Origin of the sequence: Paraburkholderia bannensis NBRC 103871 (assembly GCF_000685015.1) — a bacterium.
GTDB lineage: Bacteria > Pseudomonadota > Gammaproteobacteria > Burkholderiales > Burkholderiaceae > Paraburkholderia > Paraburkholderia bannensis.
Map to the genome: position 1 here is coordinate 121,874 of NZ_BAYA01000006.1, position 21,758 is coordinate 143,631.

A 21,758-nucleotide genomic window follows, 5' to 3' on the forward strand; every position below is an offset into this window, starting at 1 on the left:
GCCTGACACAGCCGCTACAATCACGCGATGATTTCACGCGATCTCACCTTCATCGTCGGCGGCGCGCGCTCGGGCAAGAGCGCCTACGCCGAACGTCTGGCAGCCGAAAGCGGCCTGCCGGTCACCTATATCGCCACCGCAGCCGTGCCCGAAGGCGCACATGCCGATGCCGAATTCCAGGCGCGCATCGGCCATCACCGCGCGCGGCGGCCCGCGCACTGGGGCCTCGTCGAGGCGTCGCTCGATCTCGCTGGCGCGCTCGACGCCGCCGCAGCAGCAGGCCACTGCGTGCTGATCGACTGCCTCACGCTCTGGCTCGCCACGCTGCTCTGCCCGCCCGATTCCGACAGCCCGCGTCCCGACTGGCGCGAGCGCATCGACGCCTTCGCCGCAGCCTGCGAGCGCGCGCGCGGCACGGTGCTGATCGTGAGCAACGAAATCGGCATGGGCGTCGTGCCGATGGGCGCAGCCACGCGTCTTTACGTCGACGAGCTCGGCCGCCTGAACCAGCGCATCGCCGCACTCGCCGACCGCGCGACGCTCGTGGCCGCGGGCCTGCCGCTCGTGCTGAAGGCGCCCGCATCATGCTGAGCCTGCCCGTCACCGCCGCGCTCGCCGTGGCCGGCGTCGCCGTCGACCGCTGGTTCGGCGAGCCGCGCCGCGCGCATCCGCTCGTCGCCTTCGGCACCCTCGCCGGCCGTATCGAAAAACGCCTGAACACCGGCCGGCGCGGCCGTCCGCTCGGGCTGCTCGCGTGGTTGCTCGCCGTCGCGCCGCCCGTCGTCATGGCGATCGTCCTGTGCGCTGCGCTGCCCTGGCCGTTCGGCTGGGCGGTGCACGTTGCGCTGCTGTGGTTCGCGCTCGGCGCACGCAGTCTCGAAGAACATATTGCGCCCATCGCCCGCGCGCTCGCCGAACGCGATCTCGCGGCAGCGCGCACGCTCACGGCGCGCATCGTTTCGCGCGACACCGCCAACGCCGACGCCACCGCGCTCTCGCGCGCGGCCTGCGAATCGGCGCTCGAAAACGGCAACGACGCGATCTTCGGCGCGCTGTTCTGGTTCGCCATCGCGGGCGGCCCGGGCGCGCTGGCGTTCCGCCTCGCCAACACGCTCGACGCGATGTGGGGCTACCGCACGCCGCGCTTCCTGCGCTTCGGCTGGGCGGCGGCGCGCATCGACGACGTGCTCAACTGGATTCCCGCGCGCCTGACGGCCACGAGCTACGCGCTGCTCGGCGATACGCGCGTGGCGCTGCGCTGCTGGCGCGAGCAGGCGCGCCGCTGGGAAAGCCCGAACGCCGGGCCGGTGATGGCCGCGGGCGCGGGCAGCCTGAACGTGCTGCTGGGCGGCGCGGCCGTCTATCACGGCGCCGTCGAGGAGCGCCCGCCGCTCGGCGCGGGTTCGCCGCCGCGCGCGCAGGACGTGGAAGCCGCGCTGCGCCTCGTCGAGCGCACCACCATCCTTTGGCTCGCCGCGCTGATCGCGCTGGCTTTTGTGAGCGTGGCGACGCATGTCTGAAACCCTTCGCATGGTCGCGCACGGCGGCAATCTGCGCGAGGCCGCGCAGCGCTATGGCATTGGCTGGGACGACTGGATCGACCTGTCGACCGGCATCAATCCGCACGGCTATCCGGTGCCGCCGGTGCCCGCTTCGGCGTGGCGACGCCTGCCGGAAGACGGCGACGGCTTCGCGGCCTGCGCCGCCCGCTATTACGGCGCGCCCGAGGCCTGCCACGTCCTGCCCGTGGCCGGCAGCCAGGCGGCGATTCGCGCACTGCCGGCGCTGCTGCCGCCCGCGCGCGTGGCCATCGCGCCGCTCACCTACGGCGAGTACGCGCCCGCGTTCGCGCAGGCGGGCCACACGGTCGTGCCGTTCGACATCGATTGCGGGACGCTCCCCGACGACATCACGCACGCCGTCGTCGTGAACCCGAACAATCCGACCGCCACGCTCGTCGCCCGTGACACGCTGCTGCGCTGGCACGCGCAACTGGCCGCCCGCGGCGGCACGCTGATCGTCGACGAGGCTTTCGCCGATGCGTACGCTCCGGCGCGCGCGGCGTCGCTGGCCAATGCCGTCGATCGCGAAGGTCTGGTCGTGCTGCGCTCGCCGGGGAAATTCTTCGGCCTGGCAGGCGCGCGCTGCGGCTTCGCGCTGGCGCAGCCCGCGCTGCTCGCGGCCTTGCGCGCGCGGCTGGGCGCGTGGACGGTCAGCGGGCCCGCGCGCCACGCCGTCACGCACGCGTTCGAAGACACCGCCTGGCAAGCCGCGATGCGCGAACACCTGGCCGCCGAGGGGGCGCGGCTCGCTGCCCTGCTCCGCGCGCATGGCTTCACGCCGCACGCCACGCCGCTCTACGCCTGGATCGCCGATGCGCGCGCCGCGCAGTTGCAGGACGCACTCGCCGCGCGCGCGGTCTGGACGCGCCGCTTCGATGCGCCCGCGAGCCTGCGCTTCGGCCTGCCCGCGTCGGAAGACGAATGGCAGCGCTTCGCAGCGGCGCTCGCGCACGCGGTGGAGGCCATCGGCTGATGCGCGCGCTCGTTCGTCTCGCACCGATACTCGCGGCAGCATTCACCCTCGGCGTCGCGTACGCCGCGCCCGTGAGCGCCGTCGACGACAACGGCGACACCATCACGCTCGCCGGGCCCGCGCAGCGCGTGGTGAGCCTCGCACCGCACATCACCGAACTCGTCTACGCGGCAGGCGGCGGCGCGAAGCTGGTCGGCGCGGTGAGCTACAGCGATTACCCGCCGCAGGCGAAGAGCGTGCCGCGCGTGGGCGACAACCGCGCGCTCGACCTCGAACGCATCGCCGCGCTCAAGCCCGACCTGATCGTCGTCTGGCGTCATGGCAACGCACAGCAGCAGCTCGACCGTCTGCGCGAGTTGCACATTCCGCTCTTCTTCAGCGAGCCGCATCGTCTGGACGACGTGGCGACTTCGCTCACGCGGCTGGGCGCGCTGCTCGGCACTGACGCAACCGCGCAGGACGCAGCGCGCGTATATCGCGGCCAGATCGCGCAACTGCGCGCGACCTACGCACAGCGCGCGCCGGTCAGCGTGTTCTACGAAGTGTGGGATCAGCCGCTCATGACGATCAACGGCGAGTCGATGATTTCCGATGCGATCGCACTATGCGGCGGGCGCAATGTGTTCGCCGCGCTGCGCCCGCAGGTGCCGACGCTGTCGACCGAAGCCGTGATCGCCGCGAATCCCGATGCGATCGTGACGGCCTCGGCGGGCGCGACCGCGCCGGATCGCCTGCTCCCCGCACTGGAGCGCTGGCGCGCGTGGCCTCAAATGAAGGCGGTCGCGCACGGCAACCTCTACGCCATCGACGGCGACCTGCTCTCGCGTGCGGGCCCGCGCATCGCGCAAGGTGCGCAACGGCTCTGCGAAGACTTGCAGCGTGCACGCACGAATTGATCTGGATTCCGAATAATTGACGCAAGCGTGACCATCGCGCGTCAAGCGTTCCAGCGCGAGAGCAGCCATTCGCCGCTCGACGATTCGCGGTGCAGCACCACGATTGCGGCCATTTCCAGCGGCCAGCGCACGCAGCGCTCCAGCGGCACGCCCAGCGCACGCGCCGCCACCGTACGGATCACGCCCGCATGCGCGACAGCCCAGACCGTGGCGCGCGCCCCGGTTTGATTCGCGTCGAGCGATTCGAACCACGACGTCACGCGTGCATCGAATTGCGCGACGCTTTCGCCGCCATGATCGCGAGCGTACAGGAAATTGGCTGCCCATGCGTCGATCTGCGCGCGCTCGATACCATCCCAGCGCTGCATTTCCCACGCGCCGAAATCCATTTCCGCGAGTCGCGCATCTTCGTGCGGCACGAGCGACTCAGCCGAAGCGTGATCGCGCGCCAGCACGCGCGCTACGCTCGCGCAGCGCGTGAGCGGACTTGTTTCGATACGCGCGGGAGCCCGCACGCCCAGCGCCGCCAGACGCGCGGCAATGGATGCCGCGCCCGCTTCGGCGTTGGCCGCCAGCGCGACATCGGAGCGGCCGTAGCAAATACCCGCTTCGAGCGCCACAGCCGGATGGCGGATCAGGACGAGATCCATGCGAGCCCCATGAGGTAAATCGCCAGTTCGAAAATCTGCTGCGCGAAGCCGAGACAGTCGCCCGTATAGCCGCCGATGCGCCGCACGAAATAACGCCCGAGCAAAAAGCGCAGCGCGCCGAGCACGGCGAGCGTCGCGAGCGCCGCGCGCCAGTCCGGCCACGCGGGCCAGAAAAGCCACGGCAAGCCGAACACACTTGCGCACATCAGTGCGAGCGCGCTCAAGCGTTGCGCGACGGGCTTCGCCTTGCCTTCGGGACGCACGTAATCGAGCGAGGACAGATAGCTGATCGCGAACACGCGGCTCGCCGCATGGCCCGCGATCATCAGCGTGGCCGCGCGCAACGGCGGCAGCGACGCCAGCGTCTGCCACTTCAGCGCAAGCGCCACCACCACGCCAATCGCACCGAACGCGCCAACGCGCGAGTCGTGCATGATGCGCAGCACGTCCTCTTTCTTGTACCCGCCGCCGAACGCATCAAGACAATCGGCGAGACCGTCTTCGTGGAAAGCGCCCGTCACCAGCAGCGTCGCGGCCATGGAAAGCAGCACGGCCACGCTCGAAGGAAACACATGCAGCGCGGCCAGATAGACCAGCGCCGCGAGCGCGCCGATCAACACGCCGACGAGCGGGAAATAGCGTGCCGCAGCGTTGAGCCACTGCGGCTCGAAGCCTACCCAGCGCGGCACCGGCACGCGCGTGAAATAGCCGAGCGCCGTGAAGAAGTAGCGCACTTCCATGAGCGGATTCATGGCGCTCGCACGGCCATTCGCCCCGTCCGCGCGTTCATCGGCGTCGCTCAATGCCCACGCTCGCTGCGCTCGTCGACGCCTGCGGATTCGAAGCTCGCCATTTCGTTCAGGAACGCCGTGGCCGCACGCAGCAGCGGCACCGCCAGCGCCGCGCCCGTGCCTTCGCCTAGCCGCAGGTCGAGCGTGAGCAGCTCGCGCGCGCCGAAATGATCGAGCATGCGACGATGCCCCGCTTCGTTCGACGCGTGCGCGAACACGCAGTAATCGCGCACGTGCGGCGAGAGCGCATCGGCCACCACCAGCGCCGAAGTCGCGATAAAGCCATCGACGAGAATCGCCATGCGCTGACGCGCCGCTTCGAGATACGCGCCTGCCATCATTGCGATTTCGAAGCCGCCGAAGGTTGCGAGCACATCGATCGGATCGCGCGCGTTCGCGTGGCGCGCAAGCGCCGCCGCGAGCACGTTGCGCTTTTTCGCGAGGCCCGCATTGTCGAGGCCCGTGCCGCGCCCGACGCATTCGTCGATCGGCACGCCGCACAGGCGGCTCATCAGGCACGCCGCTGCCGAGGTATTCGCGATCCCCATTTCGCCGAAGCCGATCACGTTGGTGCCAAGCGCCGCATGATGGCGCACGCGCGCCGCGCCCGCCGCGAGCGCGGCGATGGCCTGCTCGCGCGTCATGGCCGTGTCGTGCGCGAAGTTGCGCGTGCCCTGCGCGATGGGAACCGAAACGAGCCTGGAGGTATCGACGGGCGGCAGCGGCGTCGCCACGCCCGCATCGACGATTTCGAGTTCGAGCCCGGCCACGCCGCTAAAGGCGTTGATGGCCGCGCCGCCCGCGAGGAAGTTCGCGACCATCTGCGCGGTGACGGCCTGCGGATAGGGGCTCACGCCTTCGTGCGCGATGCCGTGATCGCCCGCGAACACGATCATCGCGGGGCGCTCGACGCGCGGCTGCGTCGTGCGCTGGATCATGCCGAGCTGGCGCGCGAGCGTTTCGAGGCGGCCAAGGCTGCCAGGCGGCTTGGTCTTGGTGTCGATGAGATGCTGGAGCGTGTCGCGCAGCGAGGTGTCCAGCGGCTCGACGGTGATCAGGTCGGAAAGCGTGGTGCTCATATCGGTTCTTGGTAGGCGTTGTGTTCGGGTTGCGCGCGACGTCGGTTCAACGTTCGTGCGCGGCATCGGTATGCAGGGAGAAAGCGGCGTGGCCCAGCGCGGGCACGAGCGCCTCGTGCGGGCCGTCGCGAATCAGCGTGAGGGGATGGCCGAACGCTTCGCTCGCGCGTTCGGCGGTGAGCACGTCGCGCACCGGGCCGGCCCAGCAGCCGCCACGGCCATCGAGCAGCAACGCGTGGGTCGCATAGCGGCGCGCGAGGTTGAGATCGTGGCACGACAACACGACCGAGCGCGCATCCACACGCACCCATTGCCTGAGCGCTTCGAGACACGCGATCTGGTGATGCAGGTCGAGATGCGCGAGCGGTTCGTCGAGCAGCAGCAGCGGCGCCGCCTGGCACAGCACGGCCGCCAGCGCGACGCGTTGGCGCTCGCCGCCCGAGAGCGAGAGCACGTCGCGCGCAGCGAAGGCTTCGAGGCCCAGTTGCGCAAGCGCCGCGTGCGCGGCGGCGCGGTCTTCGTCGCTGTCCCAACCCCAGCCCGCGAGATGCGGATAACGGTTGAGCAGCACGATATCGAGCACGCTCGCGCTGAACGCGTCGCGCACGTCCTGAGGCATGAGCGCGCGACGTTGCGCAAGCTGCACGGGTTTCCAGTCGCGCAATGCCATGCCGTCGATTTCGACGTGGCCCGCAGCGGGCGCACGCAAGCCCGCGAGCGTGGCGATCAAGGTGGTCTTGCCCGCGCCGTTCGCGCCCGCCACGCACCAGATTTCGCCTGCGCCGAAGCATTGCGTGAGGTTTTCGACGAGCGTGCGCGTGCCCGCGCGCAGCGTGAGCGCTTGTGTGGCGAGCAAGGCGTTGGCCGTCTTCATGATGCGCGCCTGCGCAGCAACATCCACAGAAACACGGGCACGCCCGCGAGCGCGGTCACGACGCCTACGGGCAATTGCGTCGGCGCGGCCACGGTGCGCGCCGCGAGATCGGCGGCCATCACGGCGAGGCCTCCCGCGAGCGCCGCGGCGGGCACGAGCATGCGCTGGTCGTTGCCGAACGCGAGCCGCAACAGATGCGGCACGACCAGCCCGACAAAGCCGATGGTGCCGCCCGTCGTCACGGCAGCCGCTGCCGCGAGCGAAGCCGCGAGATAGACGCCCAGCCGCAGACGCAGCACCGGCACGCCGAGCGCCTGCGCGGCAGCGTCGCCGCGCAGCAGCACGTTCAAACGCGGCGCGGCGCACAAGCCGAAACCCAGCACGAGCACCAGCGCGATCCACGCAGGCCAGGCCGTCCCAATGCCGTCGAGATCGCCGGTGAGCCAGAACAGCATGCCGCGCAGGCGTGCATCGGGCGCAAGCGTTAGCAGCAAGGTGATGAGCGCGCCCCACCCCGCCGCCGTCACTGCGCCAGTGAGCAGGAGGCGCGGCGAGCTGTCCTGCGGCTCGCCGCGCCAGAGTTCGCGGCGAGCCAGGCCGAGCACGAGCAGGATCGAGATGAACGCGCCCGCACAGGCGCTCGCCTGCACACCCCACCAAGCGAAGCCCGCGATCATCGCCACGAGGGCGAATGCAGCCGCGCCACCGGATACGCCGAGCACATACGGCTCCGCGAGCGGATTGCGCAGCAGCACCTGCAATAGCGCGCCCGCGAGCGCGAGCAACGCACCGCACGCAAAGCCGCCGAGCGCGCGCGGCAAGCGCAGCGTGTGCACGATGTCGCTCGCGAGATCGTGCGGCCCGGCGCCGGGCCAGAGCGCATGCAGCGCTTGCGCGAACGTCACCGGCACGCTGCCGGTCACGAGCGATGCGAAAAACACCGCGCACGACGTCACCGCGAGCACGCACCAGATCGTCACGGCGCGACGCGCGTGCATCGCGGGACGCGCGCGCCCGGCCGAGCGCATTGGCGGCGGCGCATGGGCGTGGCGCGGATCGTCGGAGCTTGCGGTTCGCATCGTCGGCAGTGGTCGGATTCAGGGGATCGCGAAATCGGATTCAAGGCGCAGTTCAACGCGCAGTGCATGACGCGACTCGCTATTGTCCGTTCTTTTGCCTCGTGGAATGAAATGGCCGTCAAACGCGAGTGAAGTTTCAGGTGAATAGCGCGCGTGCCTCCACGCGAATCCACACTATGCGCCAACGTCTTGGCCCCTGTTTTTACAGAGCGCCCGTGTAGAAACGCCCGATCGACAGCTTCACAAAGCGTCATTATTGCGCCGCGCGAGGACTGCCCCGTAAAAAAGACGCCGCTTTTGCGGCCCGGCAAAACGCATTCCAGCGGTCGAAGCAAGTCGGCTTTGCGGGCCCGAAACTGCAAGATACGGGCAAGAAGTAGGGATGTTACGTCTGGAAACGTCGTGGATGTCGGAATACGCGACAATCCGCGCTAGAATGCCTGTCTTTAGAGGACGCAGCACATGCTCAACGAACTCGAAACACTCTCACAAAACATCGGGCGGCTGATCGAGATTAATCAGCGCCATCATGAAGCACGCGTGGCGCTCGAAGAGCAACTCGCGCAATTGCAGGCGCAATGCGAAGCGACCCGCGCCGAACTCGAACAGGTGCGCGAAGAGCGCGACGCGCTGCAAGCCGAGCGCGACGGTCTCTCCGCCAAGATCGACGACGCACAGGTTCGACTGAACGCGATCCTCGAAAAGCTGCCCCGCGCACGCGCGGGCGCAGACCGCGAGAACCAGCTCGATCTGCTCGCCCCGTCGCAAGACGCCGCCGACGACAATGCCGCTCGCCACGGAGAAAATGCATGACGACCAAACAGATCGAAGCGACGATTCTCGGCCAGAGCTATCGCCTCGCCTGTTCGCCGGAAACCGAAGCCGCATTGCTTGAAGCCGTCGCGCGCGTGGATGCGGAAATGTCGAAGATCCGCAATCACAGTAACGTGCGTGGCCAGGATCGTATTGCCGTGATGGCCGCGCTTTCGCTGGCCTCGGAACTGCTGCGCCTGCAGACCAGCGTGCGACACGGCGAAGCATTCCCAGCCGAAGAAATCCGTCGTACAATGCGCCAAATGAATGAACAGCTCGGCGCAGTCATCCAGCAGTACGGTGTGCAGTAAGGTCTCGATTAGCGCGGTATTCGAAACACAGAATTCGATCTGCCTCGTTACAAAAGACAGCACGTAATGCGCTAGAATGCAGTTCATCGAAGCGTACACAATACGTTTCGAAACAGGTTTAGTCAGCTTCCCTGCCTGGTTCGCCAAGGTCATATATTCCTTGAACCAATGCCATGTGCACGGTTGCGGAAATTTGTAGCACGGGTGTGCGCGTCACTAGTCTGATGTACCCGAAGTGCTGCTAACTGCGACCAATTCTGAACCCTCGGTTCAGGATGCCGGCCTAGCGGCTAAGGCGGGGACCTATTCGAACGGCATCGGACATGTGTCCGATGCCGTTTTCCATTGCGGCCTCCCTCAGCCCTCCCTCCTCTTCCGACGTTCTTCTTCGACTCATGCGCTACTGGCTAATGAAGTCCGAACCCGACGAAGCAAGCATCGACGATCTCGCCAACGCACCGCACCACACGTTGCCGTGGACGGGCGTGCGCAACTATCAGGCGCGCAACTTCATGCGCGACACCATGCAGGTCGGCGATGGCGTGCTCTTCTATCATTCGAGCTGCCCCGAGCCTGGCATTGCAGGTCTTGCGCAAGTGTCGTCGACACCCTATCCGGATCCCACGCAATTCGATCCGAAGAGCCCCTACTACGACGCGAAATCCACGCAGGAGAACCCGCGCTGGATGCTCGTCGATGTGGTGTTCAAGAAGAAGTCCGCGCTGATTGCGCTCGCCACGCTGCGCGAGCATGACGAACTCGCCGAGATGCGCGTGCTCGCCAAAGGCAATCGCCTCTCGATCACGCCCGTCACGAAGCCCGAGTGGGACTTCATCACGAAGCGACTGATGTAAGGCACTTCGGCTTCATCGCGGACAACGGCGCCCTGCAATCGCTCCGGCGACCGGCTTCGCAATCTACAAAGATTGCAAAACGCCCTGCCCGCAGCGGGAACCCCACACGCGGCGCATCGCTCCAAGAACACGCGCGGCCACACACGTTTCATCTTCCGCAGTTTCAGCCTGCACACGCAGCCGACATGCGTGCCCAAACTTGCGCACAATCATGCGCTCGCGCGGCACGCGTTCGTGTTTGTTCGTGCGTTTGTTCGTGTGTTTGTCCCTGCCCGTGCAGAGGCTCATGAACGTGTGCCGGCCGCTTGCGTAATCCGTTCTGCAAGGAGCCCAAAATGAAGAGAACAACCGCCGTCACGCTCGCCGCCGCTTTTGCCGCTGCTGTCCCGCTGGCCATGACGCTCGCGCCGCGTGCCGCATTCGCGCAAAGCGAAGCGCGTTACCAGCCCTCGGGCGTGCTCTCGCTGTCCTCGCAGGCAAGCGCCGAGGTGCCGCAGGACGTCGTCACGATCACGCTGTTCTACGAGCAGGAAGCGAGCGATCCCGCGTCGCTCACGAACACGCTCAATCAACGCGCCGATATCGCGTTGCAAAAGGCCAAGGGTGTCGCGGGCGTCACCGCGCGCTCGGGCCAGTTCTCGATCTATCCGTCCACGGATCGCGATGGCCGCATCTCCGCGTGGCGTGGCCGCACGGAGGTCGTGCTCGAATCGCATGACTTCGCGGCGGCGTCGAAACTCGCGGGCGACATCTCGTCGGTGATGCAGGTGGGCAACGTGCAGTTCTCGCTGTCGCCCGAAGCGCAGCGCGCCGCCGAACAGAAGCTCTCCGGCGAAGCGATCGCTTCGTTCCGCGAGCAGGCCAGCGCGGCTGCGCGTGCATTCGGCTACAGCAACTACTCGATTCGCGACGTGAACGTCGGCCACAACGGCGTGCCGCCGCGTCCGATGATGATGATGAGCGCACGCGCCGCGAGCGCCGATGCGAAGATGGCGCCGATGCCGCTCGAAGGCGGCACCTCGACGGTGACCGTCAACGTGTCGGGCTCGGTGCAGATGAAGTAACGCAGTCTCTCAAAGCGCCGCACCATGAAAAAAGCCACGGAAAACCGTGGCTTTTTTTACAGGCGCGTCAGTGGAACAACGCGCGCTATCGATCAGCTTGATCGGCCTTGGCAGCCTTATCAGCCCTATCAGCTTTTTGCGCCAACTGGCTGCGAAGCCGGATTGCGTTTGGCGCGGCGATACGCCCAGATCATCAGCAGCACGCCCGCAATGATCATGGGCAGCGAGAGCCATTGGCCCATCGACAAACCGAGCGCGAGCAGGCCGAGGAAATCGTCGGGTTCACGCGCGAACTCCACCGTGAAGCGTGCGAGACCATAGCCGATCAGGAACATCGCCGAGATCGCGCCAACCGGACGCGGCTTGCGCGAGAACAGGATCAGCACGATGAACAGTGCGATGCCTTCAAGCGCGATTTCGTACAGCTCGGACGGATGGCGCGGCAGCAGGTGATACTGCGCGAACACTTCGTTCAAATGCCACTTCGCGGCCAGCGCGGGATGCGCTTGCAGCCACGCGGCGTCGTCGTTCGCAGCGCCGGGGAACATCATCGCCCACGGCGAATCGGGCGAGGTCACGCGGCCCCACAGCTCGCCATTGATGAAGTTGCCCAGGCGTCCGGCGGCCAGCCCCGTCGGCACCATCGGCGCGACGAAGTCCGTGACTTGCAGCCAGGTGCGCCCGCGTTGCCACGCGAACAGCACCATCGCAAAGGTCACGCCGAGAAAGCCGCCGTGGAACGACATGCCGCCTTCCCACACCTTGAAGATGTCGAGCGGATGCGCGAAATACCAGCTCGCCTTATAGAACAGCACATAACCCAGCCGCCCGCCCAGGATGGTGCCGAGCACGCCGTAGAACAGCATGTCGTCGATGTCCTTGGCAGTCCAGCCCTGCGCGGCCACGAACGGCAGGCGCAGGCGCAGGCGGCCAATCACGATCGCGAGAATGAAGCCGACGAGATACATCAGGCCGTACCAGCGCACGGCGAGCGGCCCCAGATGGATGGCGACCGGGTCGAAATTCGGGTGAATGAGCATCGTGGAAAGCGTTCTTGTCGGCGGTGAGCTTTGAAAGCGGTTTGCAGGATGCGCCGCGGGTGGCGACGCCGAAGCGTGACATTATCGCCGACGCGAGGGGCCGCGAGCCATTTTGCACATTTCTGCCTTCCTCAGCGCCCCATCGGCCACTTTAAGGGCCGGATATGAAAGCGGCATGCGTGCGCACGATGTCGATGAACGCCGCCAGCACCGGGCTCACCTCCGCCGCGCGCCAGACGAGGCCGGTTTCGATCGTCGGCACCGCTTCGGCGAGCGGGCGATAGACCACGCCCGTGCGCCGCAGATGGCGCAGCGATTGCGGCACCAGCGCCACGCCCATGCCCGCCGAAACGAGGCTCACGATCGTCTGCATCTGGATCGCCTCCTGACCCACGCGCGGCGCGAGACCGACCGCGCCGTAGCAGTCCATGATCGTGTCGAAGAAGCCGGGGGCCAGATGGCGCGGAAACACCACGAGCGGCGCTTCGGCGATCTCGCGCAGGCTCACGGGCGTCTCGCACCAGCCGTCCGCCGTCGGGCTGCCGGTGCGCTGCGCCAGCGCCGTGGGCATGGCGATCACCAGCGGCTCGCGCGCGACGCTCAGATACGCCAGCTGCGCCGCGTGGCGCGGCGGCACGGGTGCGATCACGAGACCAGCGTCGATGCGGCCCGCCACCAGTTCCTCGACCTGCACGTCGCTGGTCGCCTCAGTCAGTTGCAGGCGCACGCGCGGATAACGCACGCCGAACTCGCGCAGCAGCGCGGGCAGCAAGCCGTAGTCGGCGGTCGACACGAAGGCCAGCGCCAGCACGCCCGCCTCGCCGCGCGCGAGACTTTGCGCGAGCGGACGCAGCGCTTCGGCGGCCGCCAGCAGGCGGCGCACCTCGGGCAGCAGGTCGGCGCCCACGGCGGTCAGCTCGACCGAGCGGCGCGTGCGCGCGAACAGCTCGACGCCCAGCGTCTCCTCCAGCGCGCGGATCGCCTGCGACAGCGGCGGCTGCGTCATCGACAGGCGCGCAGCGGCGCGGCCGAAGTGCTGTTCCTCGGCGACGGCCACGAAATAGCGCAACTGGCGCAGGTCGGGAATCGCTGTGCTCATGATGAAGTGAGAAGCGTCATTGATACTTTTTACGACTCAATAAGCCACGAATAATATATTGGACATTGCGCTCGCGAAATACCATTCTGTTTCGACGTGCCGGCGCATCGCCAACAAGTCGATAACCCTGCCTCGCCCGGCTCACAAGACTTAGTCCAACGGAGCGTCCCCCATGTCCTACAACCGTCGTTCGAAGCACATCACGCAAGGCGTCGCGCGCTCGCCGAACCGCTCGATGTTTTACGCGCTCGGCTACGAGAAGGCCGACTTCGACAAGCCAATGATCGGCATTGCCAACGGCCACTCCACCATCACGCCCTGCAACGCGGGCCTGCAGCGCCTGGCCGATGCGGCCGTGGGCGCCGTCAAGCTCGCCGACGCCAATGCGCAGACCTTCGGCACGCCGACGATCTCCGATGGCATGTCGATGGGCACCGAGGGCATGAAGTACTCGCTCGTCTCGCGCGAAGTGATCGCCGACTGCATCGAGACCTGCGTGCAGGGGCAATGGATGGACGGCGTGGTCGTGATCGGCGGCTGCGACAAGAACATGCCGGGCGGCATGATCGCGCTCGCGCGCATCAACGTGCCGGGCATCTATGTGTACGGCGGCACGATCCGCCCGGGGCACTGGAAGGGCCACGACCTGACCATCGTGTCGGCGTTCGAGGCCGTGGGCGAGTTCACCGCCGGGCGCATGAGCGAAGAGGACTTCGAAGGCGTCGAGAAAAACGCCTGTCCGTCGACCGGCTCGTGCGGCGGCATGTACACGGCCAACACGATGAGTTCGTCGTTCGAGGCGCTGGGCATGTCGCTGCTCTACTCCTCGACGATGGCCAATCCCGACCAGGAAAAAGTCGATTCGGCGGCGGAGTCGGCGCGCGTGCTGGTCGAGGCGGTCAAGCAAGACCTCAAGCCGCGCGACATCATCACAAAGAAGTCGATCGAGAACGCCGTGGCGCTCATCATGGCGACGGGCGGCTCGACCAATGCCGTGCTGCACTATCTAGCGATCGCGCACGCCGCCGAAATCGAATGGGACATCGACGACTTCGAGCGCATGCGCAAGAAAGTGCCGGTGATCTGCGACCTCAAGCCTTCGGGGCAATACGTGGCGACCGATCTGCACGCGGCGGGCGGCATTCCGCAGGTGCTCAAGATCCTGCTCGACGCGGGCCTGCTGCACGGCGACTGCATGACGATCACGGGCCGCACGATCGCCGAAGAACTCAAGGACGTGCCCTCGAAACCGCGCGCCGACCAGAAGGTGATCTATCCGATCGACCAGGCGCTGTACAAGGAAGGCCATCTGGCGATCCTGAAGGGCAATCTCGCCACGGACGGCGCGGTCGCCAAGATCACCGGCCTGAAGAACCCCGTCATCACCGGCCCGGCGCGCGTGTTCGACGACGAGCAGAGCGCGATGGAAGCGATCCTCGCCGACAAGATCAAGGCGGGCGACATCGTCGTGCTGCGCTACCTCGGCCCCAAGGGCGGCCCCGGCATGCCGGAGATGCTCGCGCCGACTTCGGCGATCATCGGCAAGGGCCTGGGCGAGTCGGTCGGGCTCATTACGGACGGGCGTTTTTCGGGCGGAACGTGGGGCATGGTGGTCGGGCACGTCGCGCCCGAAGCCTTTGAAGGCGGCACGATTGCGCTCGTGCAGGACGGCGACTCCATCACCATCGACGCCCACCAGCTGCTGCTGCAACTGAACATCGACGACGCCGAACTCGCGCGCCGCCGCGCCGCGTGGAAGCAGCCTGCGCCGCGATATACGCGCGGCGTGCTGGCGAAGTTCGCGGCGCTCGCGGGGCCTTCGAATCGGGGCGCGGTAACGGGATGAGCACGTAGCGCGGCGTTGTCGGCATCGCTGGATAGACAAAAGGGCGCGCTGTCAGACGAGGCGCCCTTTGCTTCTATAATGCGACGACACAGCCGGCGACCACGCTGGCGGAGACCAGCATGAAACTGAAGTCGCAAGCGAAGAACAAGACAGCGACGCCGGCTGCCCCGCTGGCACTGGCCATGGCTGCCATTGCACTGTGCTGCTCACTGGCTGCGCCCGCGGCCCACGCGCAGGCCGGTGCGAGCAACACCGCGAGCGGCCTTGCGCTCGCGCAACAGCAGAACTGCATGAGTTGCCATTCGGTGACGCGCACCTTCATGGGCCCGGCGCTGCGCGATGTCGCGTCGAAGTACGCCGCCAAACCTGAAGCGCAGGCCTATCTCTCGCACAAGATCATGGAAGGCAGTGCGGGCGTGTGGGGCATGGTGCCGATGCCCGCCAACACGCAATTAAGCCCCGGCCAGGCGGCCATGCTCGCGAGCTGGATTCTTACGCTGAAATAAGCGAGCGCCTCGGGCGAGGCGCTCATATGCCCATCTACATTCTCGCGCTTACGCGCCAGGCGTCGTCCCATGCGTCGCGCGCGCGGCGAGTTCCTCGCGCACGGCGGCCTTGACCCAGCCTTTGAGTTCGGTTTCCAGCGCCAGGCCGATCTCGCGCGACACCTGACCCACGATCCAGTGCGAATGCTCCTGCATCGCGGCGCTGCAACGCTGCTCGATCACCTCGCGTCCTTCGCCGGTCAGCCAGCTCAGGGCGCGTCCGCGCAGACGCTCGACGAGTGCGTCGGCGTCCTGGGCGTAGAGCGCGTAGGCGTCTTCACGCGGCGGCGCGGGCTGGGGAGCGTGCGCCACGGCGGGTTCGGGCGCATGGCCCAGAGTGGGCTCGGGCACGGCATGCGCCGCGGCCATGGTTTCAGGCGACGTGGGCGTGGCCACCGGCTCCGGCGCGCCCTCAGGCACGCTGGCCGACTCCGGCAACGGCGCGCGCTCGAACGGCGAGCGCGCACGCAGCAGATTGCCCGGCACGAGGATGTCGCCCAAAAGCGGGATCGGCGCCTCTTCGATTTCATGCAGGTCGGTCACGATCACCTCCTTCGGATATCGATTTCGCACATCAAATCATCAAGCCGGGTAGGCGACCGCCGTGAGCCGCGCTCAACCGCCCTGCTTGTAGTTGTTCAGCGTATAGCCGCGGTCGCGATAGAAGCGATAACGCTCGCGGCCCGACGCGAGTTCTTCGGGTGCATCGCCGACCACCTCCAGCAGACGCTCGAAGCGCGCGAACTGCGGAGGCACCGCCGCGCCCAGATTGAGCAGCACGCGATGATGCGGCGCACGCTCAAGATCGGCGGCCAGCACGATGGGCGTTTGCGCGGCGAGCGCGCTATCGGCCATGCAGTGCGGCACGAACTCTAGCGGCGAGTACGTCCACAGCAGCTCGTCGAAGGTGCGCAGGCGCGCGGGCTCGGCCAGCACAACGACCTGCTGGTCGGCCAGATACGCCTTGCGCACGAGACGGCACGCGTACAGCAGCGCATCGCCCACGTTCGTGTGGAAGTCGATGCGCGTCATGCTGCAACTCCTACGCCTGCTTCGTTTACTACTGTTAACGTCATTGCGCCGCGCGGTCGATGAGGAACTGCGCGAGCAGCGGCACCGGACGGCCCGTTGCCCCCTTCGCGGCGCCGCCCTTCCACGCGGTGCCCGCGATGTCCAGGTGCGCCCACGGGTAGGCTTCGGTGAAGCGCGACAGGAAGCACGCAGCCGTCACCGCACCGCCCGGACGCCCGCCAATGTTGGCGATGTCCGCGAAGTTCGACTTGAGCTGATCCTGATACTCGTCGTCGAGCGGCATGCGCCACGCCGGGTCGTTCGCTTCGCGCGAGGCGTCCAGCAGTTCGCCCGCGAGCGCATCGTCCTTCGAGAACAAACCGCTGTTGTGATGACCGAGGGCAATCACGCAAGCGCCCGTCAGCGTGGCGATGTCGATGACCGCAGCCGGCTTGAAGCGCTCGACATAGGTGAGCGCATCGCACAGGATCAGGCGGCCTTCGGCGTCCGTGTTGAGGATCTCGACGGTCAGGCCGGCCATCGTCGTGACGATGTCGCCCGGCTTCGTGGCGTTGCCGGCCGGCATGTTCTCGCAGGTCGGAATCACCGCGATCACATTGAGCTTCAGGCCCATTTCCGCGACCGCACGCATCGTGCCCAGCACCGAACCGGCGCCGCACATGTCGTACTTCATCTCGTCCATGCCCTCGCCGGGCTTGAGCGAGATGCCGCCCGTGTCGAACGTAATACCCTTGCCGACCAGCACGACCGGCGCGGCCTTGGCGCTGGCGCCCTGGTAGTGCAGGACGATGAACTGCGGCGGCTCGACCGAACCTTTTGTTACAGAAAGAAACGAGCCCATCTTGAGCGCTTCGATCTGGCGCTGGCCCAGCACTTCGGCCTTGAGCTTCCAGTCGCGCGCGAGCTTCTTGGCCGTGGCCGCGAGGTAGGTAGGCGTGCAGACGTTGCCCGGCAGGTTGCCGAGGTCGCGCGTGAGATCCATGCCGTTGGCAAGCGCCACGGCCTGCTTCGCAGCCAGCTTCGCGAGCTTTTCGTCGGCGGCGTCCACGCTGAAGACCACGCGCTTGAGCGCGCGTTGAGCCACGTCAGGCTTGCTCTTCATCTGCGTGAAGCGGTAGGTCTCGTTGCGCAGCGCGAGGATCGCGGCGCGCACGCCCCAGTCGCCGGTGCGCTCCTTGATGGGCAGTTGCGCGAGCGAGAAGGTCACCTGGGCGATGCGCGTGCCGAGAATCGCGCGCCATGCGGCCCGAACCGCTTCGCCATAGGCCTTCTGGCCAAAGGCATCCTGCTTGCCGAGGCCCACCAGCAGCACCCGCGAGGCGCCGATACCGGTGACTTCCGGCAGGAACAAGGTCGAACCGGGCTTGCCGTCCATGTCGCCGGCCTTGACGACGCGGGCGATGGTGCCGCCGAGTGCGCCGTCGATCACGAATGCCGGGCCGGAGAGAGTCTGCGCTTCGAAGACACCGACCACGACGCAATCCGACTTGCCGGTCAGGAAGGGGCCTTCCCCGCCTTTGCTCCAATCACAGGCTTTTATGCTAAAGTCCATCGCGCTTGTCCTCGGATAAAATCAGGGCTTAGGATGAAAGCCGCAATTATCCGCTATTTTTCCCGCGGCGGCTCCTGGGTAGTAGCGCAAGCAGCGCGGCGCCCAGCGCAGGCCGCCCGCCCTGCCCATCTAGAATGATCTTCGAACGTTCCCTGCAGCGCGAACTCGCGTACACGGCCGGCGCCGTGTTCATGGTTCTGCTCACGATCATGCTGACGACGATGATGATCCGCATCGTCGGCTTCGCAGCATCGGGCCAGATCGACCCGCGCGACGTGCTGGTCCTGATCGGCCTGACCGTGATCGGCTATCTGGCCGTGATGCTCATTGTCACGCTCTTCGTGTCGATCCTGTTCGTGCTCACGCGCTGGTACAAGGATTCCGAAATGGTCGTCTGGCTCGCCTCCGGTGTGAGCCTCACGCGCCTCATCAAGCCGATCGCCGTGTTTTCCACGCCGATCATCCTCTTGATCGTGTTCTTCGCCTTCATCGGCTGGCCGTGGTCGAACGCCCAGAGCAAGCTCATCCGCGCGCGCTTCCAGCAGCGCGATGAAGTGTCGCTGCTCGCGCCCGGCCAGTTCCGCGAATCGCCCACCACGCATCGCGTGTTCTTCATCGAAAGCATGAGCCCCGATCAAGGGCGCGTGGAGAACGTGTTCGTCACGAGCACGGAAAACGGCAAGGTCAACGTAATCGTCTCGAAGACCGGCCACACGGAATCGACCAAGGACGGCGACCGCTTCATCGTGCTGGAGAACGGCCGGCGCTATGACGGCGAGCCGGGTCATCCCGACTTCCGCATCTCCGAGTTCCAGCGCTACGGCGTGAAGATCCAGAGCCAGCCCGTGGTCAATACGCCCACGTCGAGCACGACTTCGACGCCCGACCTGCTGCGCAATCCGACCAACGACAACCTGGGCGAATTCGCCTGGCGCATGGGTCTGCCGCTCATCGCGATCAACCTGATGCTGCTGGCGATCCCGCTCGCGTACCAGAATCCGCGCCGCAGCCGCACGATCAACCTCGTGATGGCCGTGCTGATCTACCTCACCTATTCGAACCTGCTCAACGTCGTGCAGTCGCAGATCGAGCAGGGCAAGATGTCGTTCGGCCTCGGCCTCGTGATCCTGCACGTCGTCGTGCTCGCGCTGGTCGCCTTTATTTTCTGGCTGCGTGTGCGCAACCGGCCGCTCTTTACCCGCGCGATGTTCAGCCGCGCGTCGCAGGGGAACTGACCGATGCGCATTTACGAGAAATACTTTGCGCGTCAGGTCTATCTGACGTTCATCTTTATTCTGTTCGCCTTCTCCGGCCTGTTCTTCTTCTTCGACCTGATCAACGAGCTGAACTCGGTCGGCCACGGCAACTACAAGTTCACCTACGCGGTGCTGCGCGTGGCGCTCCAGGCGCCGTCGCGGCTCTATGAAATCATTCCGGTCGCCGCGCTGATCGCCGCGATCTACGTGTTCGCGCAGATGGCGGCGAGCTCGGAATTCACGATCTTCCGCGTCTCGGGTCTCGCGACCGGCCAGGCGCTGCGCTCGCTGCTAAAGATCGGCGTGCCGCTCGTGCTGCTCACCTACCTGATCGGCGAAGTCGTCGGCCCGTACACGGATCAGCTCTCCGAGAAGGTGCGTCTGGAAGCGCTCGGCTCCGCGGTGTCGACCGACTTCAAATCAGGCGTCTGGGTGAAGGACACGCTCACCAAGCGCGCCGACGGCGAGCAGGCCACGCGCTTCGTCAACGTCGGCGAGTTGCAGCCGGACGCGACCATCACGAATGTGCGCATCTACGAATTCGATTCGCAGTTCCGTCTTTCGAACGTGCGCGTGGCGAAAAGCGGCAAGTTCCAGCCGCCGGGCCACTGGCTGCTCAAGGACGTGACGGACACCGAACTGATCAGCGTGCCGCCGCCGCAGAACCAGCCGACCGACGCGCTCGCGCCGATCTATCGCGCGACGCAGACCTCGACGCCCGAATACTCGCTGCGCTCGGAACTGACGCCGCAGATTCTGTCGGTGCTGCTGGTGTCGCCGGATCGCATGTCGATGTTCAACCTGTTCCGCTACATCCAGCATTTGACCGAGAACCATCAGGACACGCAGCGCTATGAAATCGCGCTGTGGCGCAAGCTGCTCTACCCGTTCGCGGTGTTCGTGATGCTGGTGCTGTCGCTGCCGTTCGCGTATCTGCATACGCGTGCGGGCGTGGTGGGCGTGAAGGTGTTCGGCGGGATCATGCTCGGCATGAGCTTCCAGCTCGTCAACACGCTGTTCTCGCACATCGGCAACCTGAATACCTGGCCTGCGCCGCTCACGGCGGCGACACCCGCGCTGATCTATCTGGCGCTTGGGCTGTTGGGCTTGAAGTGGGTAGACCGGCACTAGCGCCGGGTCTCGACGTCTCGACCAACGCGCTTCAGGATGGCAACGATGGCTACGCACGGCATGATCCTCTTCGGCCACGGCGCGCGCGACGCGCGCTGGAAAGAGCCGTTCACGCGTCTGGCCGCCAAGCTGGCCGCTGCACGCAGCGCGGGCGGGGCGGGCGGCCCCGTCGACCTCGCGTTTCTCGAACTCATGACGCCAGACCTGCCGCAAGCCATCGCTGCGCAGGCCGCACAGGGCTGCACGGCGATTACGGTGGTGCCGGTGTTCTTCGGCCAGGGCGGTCATATCCGCCGCGACCTGCCCGAACTCATCGCGCAATGCCAGGCTGCGCATCCCGACGTGAAGATCGATTGCGCGACGGCGGTGGGCGAGGACGACGGCGTGCTCGACGCAATCGTTCAGTATTGCCTCACACGCGACACCTGATTCAGGTCAATCAAAGAACCGATGTAAACGCAGAAGGGCCGCTTTTCAGCGGCCCTTCTGTTTTCTTATGGCAAGACCTCAGGCTGCTGCCAGGCGGTCGTCGCCAAGATCCGATTCCTGCCCTGCCCGCTCGGCAAACGCTTCGCCGATCATGAGCAGGCTCGGCTGCGCCGCGTCGAGCCAGTCCTGCGCGTCGCCCGCCGCCAGACCCGCCAGCGTGAGCGTGAGCATGCGCTCGCGCGCCGTGCTGCAAGCCTCGACGATCGCCACCGGCGTGGTGCCCGGACGGCCCGCGTCGATCAGCTGTTGTGCGATATCGGGCGCGCTGTCGCGGCCCATGTAGAACACCAGCGAATCGGCGTTCACGTGCTCGCGAATCTCGTCGCTGCCCGCCGCGCGCGAATACGTTGCCAGCGCGACACTGCGCGAGACGCCGCGCAGCGTGAGCGAGCGCTGCAACGTCGCCGCACTCGCGAGCGCCGCCGTGATGCCCGGCACGACCTCGAATTCGATGCCCGCCGCTTCGAGCGCGCGCATTTCCTCGTCGGCGCGGCCGAACAGCATCGGATCGCCGCCCTTCAGGCGCACGACGATGTCATGCTCGCGCGCCGCATCCACCAGTTGCTTGTTGATGAACTGCTGCGCCGTCGAGCGCTGGCCGCAACGCTTGCCGACCGCGATGAACTTCGCATCCTGCGGCGCGTAGTCCAGCATGGCGGGCTCGACGAGCGCATCGTGGAGCACGACCTGCGCCTGGCCAAGCAGGCGCGCGCCGCGCACGGTGATGAGATCCGCCGCGCCCGGCCCGGCGCCGATCAGATAGACCTTACCCATATTTCAGAACCCTGTATCGACCGGAGCGAGCGTGCGCGCCTGTAGCGA

Annotated in this window: 24 protein-coding genes and 1 other RNA gene; 14 read left to right on the forward strand and 11 right to left on the reverse strand. The window is 66.6% G+C overall.

The genetic code is table 11. From position 1 onward, the window contains the following. The first annotated feature begins 27 nt into the window (after positions 1 to 27). Genes cobU through BBA01S_RS11830 form a run of 4 tightly spaced genes read left to right on the forward strand, consistent with a single transcriptional unit; the run spans position 28 to position 3,431 of the window. Positions 28 to 591 (forward strand): bifunctional adenosylcobinamide kinase/adenosylcobinamide-phosphate guanylyltransferase, encoded by a 564-nt coding sequence (gene cobU / locus BBA01S_RS11815; RefSeq protein WP_027816625.1) that lies wholly within the window; start codon positions 28 to 30, stop codon positions 589 to 591. Continuing rightward, positions 585 to 1,520 carry a CobD/CbiB family cobalamin biosynthesis protein gene (locus tag BBA01S_RS11820; RefSeq protein ID WP_027816626.1) on the forward strand — a complete coding sequence of 312 codons (936 nt, stop codon included), beginning with the start codon at positions 585 to 587 and terminating at the stop codon, positions 1,518 to 1,520. The genes cobU and BBA01S_RS11820 overlap by 7 nt, the downstream gene beginning before the upstream one ends. Beyond that, positions 1,513 to 2,535 carry a threonine-phosphate decarboxylase CobD gene (cobD, locus tag BBA01S_RS11825; protein WP_027816627.1) on the forward strand — a complete coding sequence of 341 codons (1,023 nt, stop codon included), beginning with the start codon at positions 1,513 to 1,515 and terminating at the stop codon, positions 2,533 to 2,535. Before BBA01S_RS11820 ends, cobD begins: the two co-directional genes overlap by 8 nt. Then, on the forward strand, positions 2,535 to 3,431 hold the full coding sequence (locus tag BBA01S_RS11830; protein ID WP_042296856.1) for a cobalamin-binding protein: 897 nt from the start codon (positions 2,535 to 2,537) through the stop codon (positions 3,429 to 3,431). Before cobD ends, BBA01S_RS11830 begins: the two co-directional genes overlap by 1 nt. Before the next feature lie 41 nt (positions 3,432 to 3,472). On the opposite strand, the gene cobC is transcribed toward BBA01S_RS11830, so the two are convergent. From cobC to BBA01S_RS11855, 5 genes are read right to left on the reverse strand one after another with little or no spacing between them, the layout of a single operon-like run. Beyond that, a complete protein-coding gene (gene cobC, locus BBA01S_RS11835; protein ID WP_027816629.1) occupies positions 3,473 to 4,081 on the reverse strand; it encodes an alpha-ribazole phosphatase in 609 nt (202 codons plus the stop codon). Then, on the reverse strand, positions 4,066 to 4,833 hold the full coding sequence (locus BBA01S_RS11840) for an adenosylcobinamide-GDP ribazoletransferase (RefSeq protein WP_027816630.1): 768 nt from the start codon (positions 4,831 to 4,833) through the stop codon (positions 4,066 to 4,068). Before BBA01S_RS11840 ends, cobC begins: the two co-directional genes overlap by 16 nt. Before the next feature lie 47 nt (positions 4,834 to 4,880). Then, the gene (gene cobT, locus BBA01S_RS11845; protein ID WP_027816631.1) at positions 4,881 to 5,951 is read right to left on the reverse strand and encodes a nicotinate-nucleotide--dimethylbenzimidazole phosphoribosyltransferase; all 1,071 of its coding nucleotides are present in this window, start codon (positions 5,949 to 5,951) and stop codon (positions 4,881 to 4,883) included. Positions 5,952 to 5,997: 46 nt separating this feature from the next. Beyond that, the gene (locus tag BBA01S_RS11850) at positions 5,998 to 6,825 is read right to left on the reverse strand and encodes an ABC transporter ATP-binding protein (protein WP_042296858.1); all 828 of its coding nucleotides are present in this window, start codon (positions 6,823 to 6,825) and stop codon (positions 5,998 to 6,000) included. Next, positions 6,822 to 7,823: a FecCD family ABC transporter permease gene (locus BBA01S_RS11855; protein ID WP_084162114.1), complete on the reverse strand. Its 1,002-nt coding sequence runs from the start codon at positions 7,821 to 7,823 to the stop codon at positions 6,822 to 6,824. Before BBA01S_RS11855 ends, BBA01S_RS11850 begins: the two co-directional genes overlap by 4 nt. A 543-nt stretch (positions 7,824 to 8,366) precedes the next feature. On the opposite strand from BBA01S_RS11855, the gene BBA01S_RS11860 reads away from it, so the two are divergent. The 5 genes from BBA01S_RS11860 (at position 8,367) to BBA01S_RS11875 (ending at position 10,946) form a co-directional block, all read left to right on the forward strand. Then, entirely contained in the window at positions 8,367 to 8,717 is a 351-nt protein-coding gene (locus BBA01S_RS11860; RefSeq protein ID WP_027816634.1) for a hypothetical protein, read from the forward strand. Next, complete coding sequence (locus BBA01S_RS11865; RefSeq protein WP_027816635.1) at positions 8,714 to 9,028, forward strand: cell division protein ZapA; 315 nt, start codon at positions 8,714 to 8,716, stop codon at positions 9,026 to 9,028. The genes BBA01S_RS11860 and BBA01S_RS11865 overlap by 4 nt, the downstream gene beginning before the upstream one ends. A gap of 125 nt (positions 9,029 to 9,153) precedes the next feature. After that, a non-coding RNA gene (gene ssrS / locus BBA01S_RS45480) (6S RNA) lies at positions 9,154 to 9,334 on the forward strand. Between the two features lie 89 nt (positions 9,335 to 9,423). Continuing rightward, entirely contained in the window at positions 9,424 to 9,882 is a 459-nt protein-coding gene (locus BBA01S_RS11870) for an EVE domain-containing protein (protein WP_027816636.1), read from the forward strand. A 335-nt stretch (positions 9,883 to 10,217) separates the two neighbouring features. After that, complete coding sequence (locus BBA01S_RS11875; protein WP_027816637.1) at positions 10,218 to 10,946, forward strand: SIMPL domain-containing protein; 729 nt, start codon at positions 10,218 to 10,220, stop codon at positions 10,944 to 10,946. A 128-nt stretch (positions 10,947 to 11,074) separates the two neighbouring features. Here BBA01S_RS11875 and lgt read toward each other — a convergent pair whose 3' ends face one another. Together lgt and BBA01S_RS11885 are read right to left on the reverse strand one after the other, a co-directional pair. Then, positions 11,075 to 11,986 (reverse strand): prolipoprotein diacylglyceryl transferase, encoded by a 912-nt coding sequence (lgt, locus tag BBA01S_RS11880; protein WP_027816638.1) that lies wholly within the window; start codon positions 11,984 to 11,986, stop codon positions 11,075 to 11,077. 151 nt (positions 11,987 to 12,137) lie between these two features. Beyond that, a complete protein-coding gene (locus tag BBA01S_RS11885; protein ID WP_027816639.1) occupies positions 12,138 to 13,085 on the reverse strand; it encodes a LysR family transcriptional regulator in 948 nt (315 codons plus the stop codon). A gap of 172 nt (positions 13,086 to 13,257) precedes the next feature. Here BBA01S_RS11885 and ilvD point away from each other — a divergent pair, with 172 nt between their 5' ends. After that, complete coding sequence (gene ilvD, locus BBA01S_RS11890; protein ID WP_027816640.1) at positions 13,258 to 14,931, forward strand: dihydroxy-acid dehydratase; 1,674 nt, start codon at positions 13,258 to 13,260, stop codon at positions 14,929 to 14,931. A 182-nt stretch (positions 14,932 to 15,113) separates the two neighbouring features. Continuing rightward, positions 15,114 to 15,437 carry a c-type cytochrome gene (locus BBA01S_RS11895; protein WP_084162116.1) on the forward strand — a complete coding sequence of 108 codons (324 nt, stop codon included), beginning with the start codon at positions 15,114 to 15,116 and terminating at the stop codon, positions 15,435 to 15,437. 48 nt (positions 15,438 to 15,485) lie between these two features. Here BBA01S_RS11895 and BBA01S_RS11900 read toward each other — a convergent pair whose 3' ends face one another. From BBA01S_RS11900 to BBA01S_RS11910, 3 genes are all read right to left on the reverse strand, one after another. Continuing rightward, positions 15,486 to 16,019: a DUF2486 family protein gene (locus tag BBA01S_RS11900; RefSeq protein WP_245641481.1), complete on the reverse strand. Its 534-nt coding sequence runs from the start codon at positions 16,017 to 16,019 to the stop codon at positions 15,486 to 15,488. Positions 16,020 to 16,091: 72 nt separating this feature from the next. Beyond that, on the reverse strand, positions 16,092 to 16,508 hold the full coding sequence (locus BBA01S_RS11905; protein ID WP_027816643.1) for a DNA polymerase III subunit chi: 417 nt from the start codon (positions 16,506 to 16,508) through the stop codon (positions 16,092 to 16,094). Between the two features lie 40 nt (positions 16,509 to 16,548). Continuing rightward, a complete protein-coding gene (locus BBA01S_RS11910; protein ID WP_027816644.1) occupies positions 16,549 to 18,060 on the reverse strand; it encodes a leucyl aminopeptidase in 1,512 nt (503 codons plus the stop codon). Between the two features lie 134 nt (positions 18,061 to 18,194). On the opposite strand from BBA01S_RS11910, the gene lptF reads away from it, so the two are divergent. From lptF to BBA01S_RS11925, 3 genes are read left to right on the forward strand one after another with little or no spacing between them, the layout of a single operon-like run. Then, entirely contained in the window at positions 18,195 to 19,295 is a 1,101-nt protein-coding gene (gene lptF / locus BBA01S_RS11915) for an LPS export ABC transporter permease LptF (RefSeq protein WP_027816645.1), read from the forward strand. 3 nt (positions 19,296 to 19,298) lie between these two features. Continuing rightward, complete coding sequence (gene lptG / locus BBA01S_RS11920) at positions 19,299 to 20,447, forward strand: LPS export ABC transporter permease LptG (RefSeq protein ID WP_027816646.1); 1,149 nt, start codon at positions 19,299 to 19,301, stop codon at positions 20,445 to 20,447. Positions 20,448 to 20,492: 45 nt separating this feature from the next. Then, positions 20,493 to 20,876, forward strand: a complete 384-nt coding sequence (locus tag BBA01S_RS11925) for a sirohydrochlorin chelatase (RefSeq protein ID WP_027816647.1) — start codon at positions 20,493 to 20,495, stop codon at positions 20,874 to 20,876. A 78-nt stretch (positions 20,877 to 20,954) separates the two neighbouring features. Here BBA01S_RS11925 and cobA read toward each other — a convergent pair whose 3' ends face one another. Continuing rightward, on the reverse strand, positions 20,955 to 21,710 hold the full coding sequence (cobA, locus tag BBA01S_RS11930) for a uroporphyrinogen-III C-methyltransferase (protein WP_027816648.1): 756 nt from the start codon (positions 21,708 to 21,710) through the stop codon (positions 20,955 to 20,957). Positions 21,711 to 21,758 lie beyond the last annotated feature (48 nt).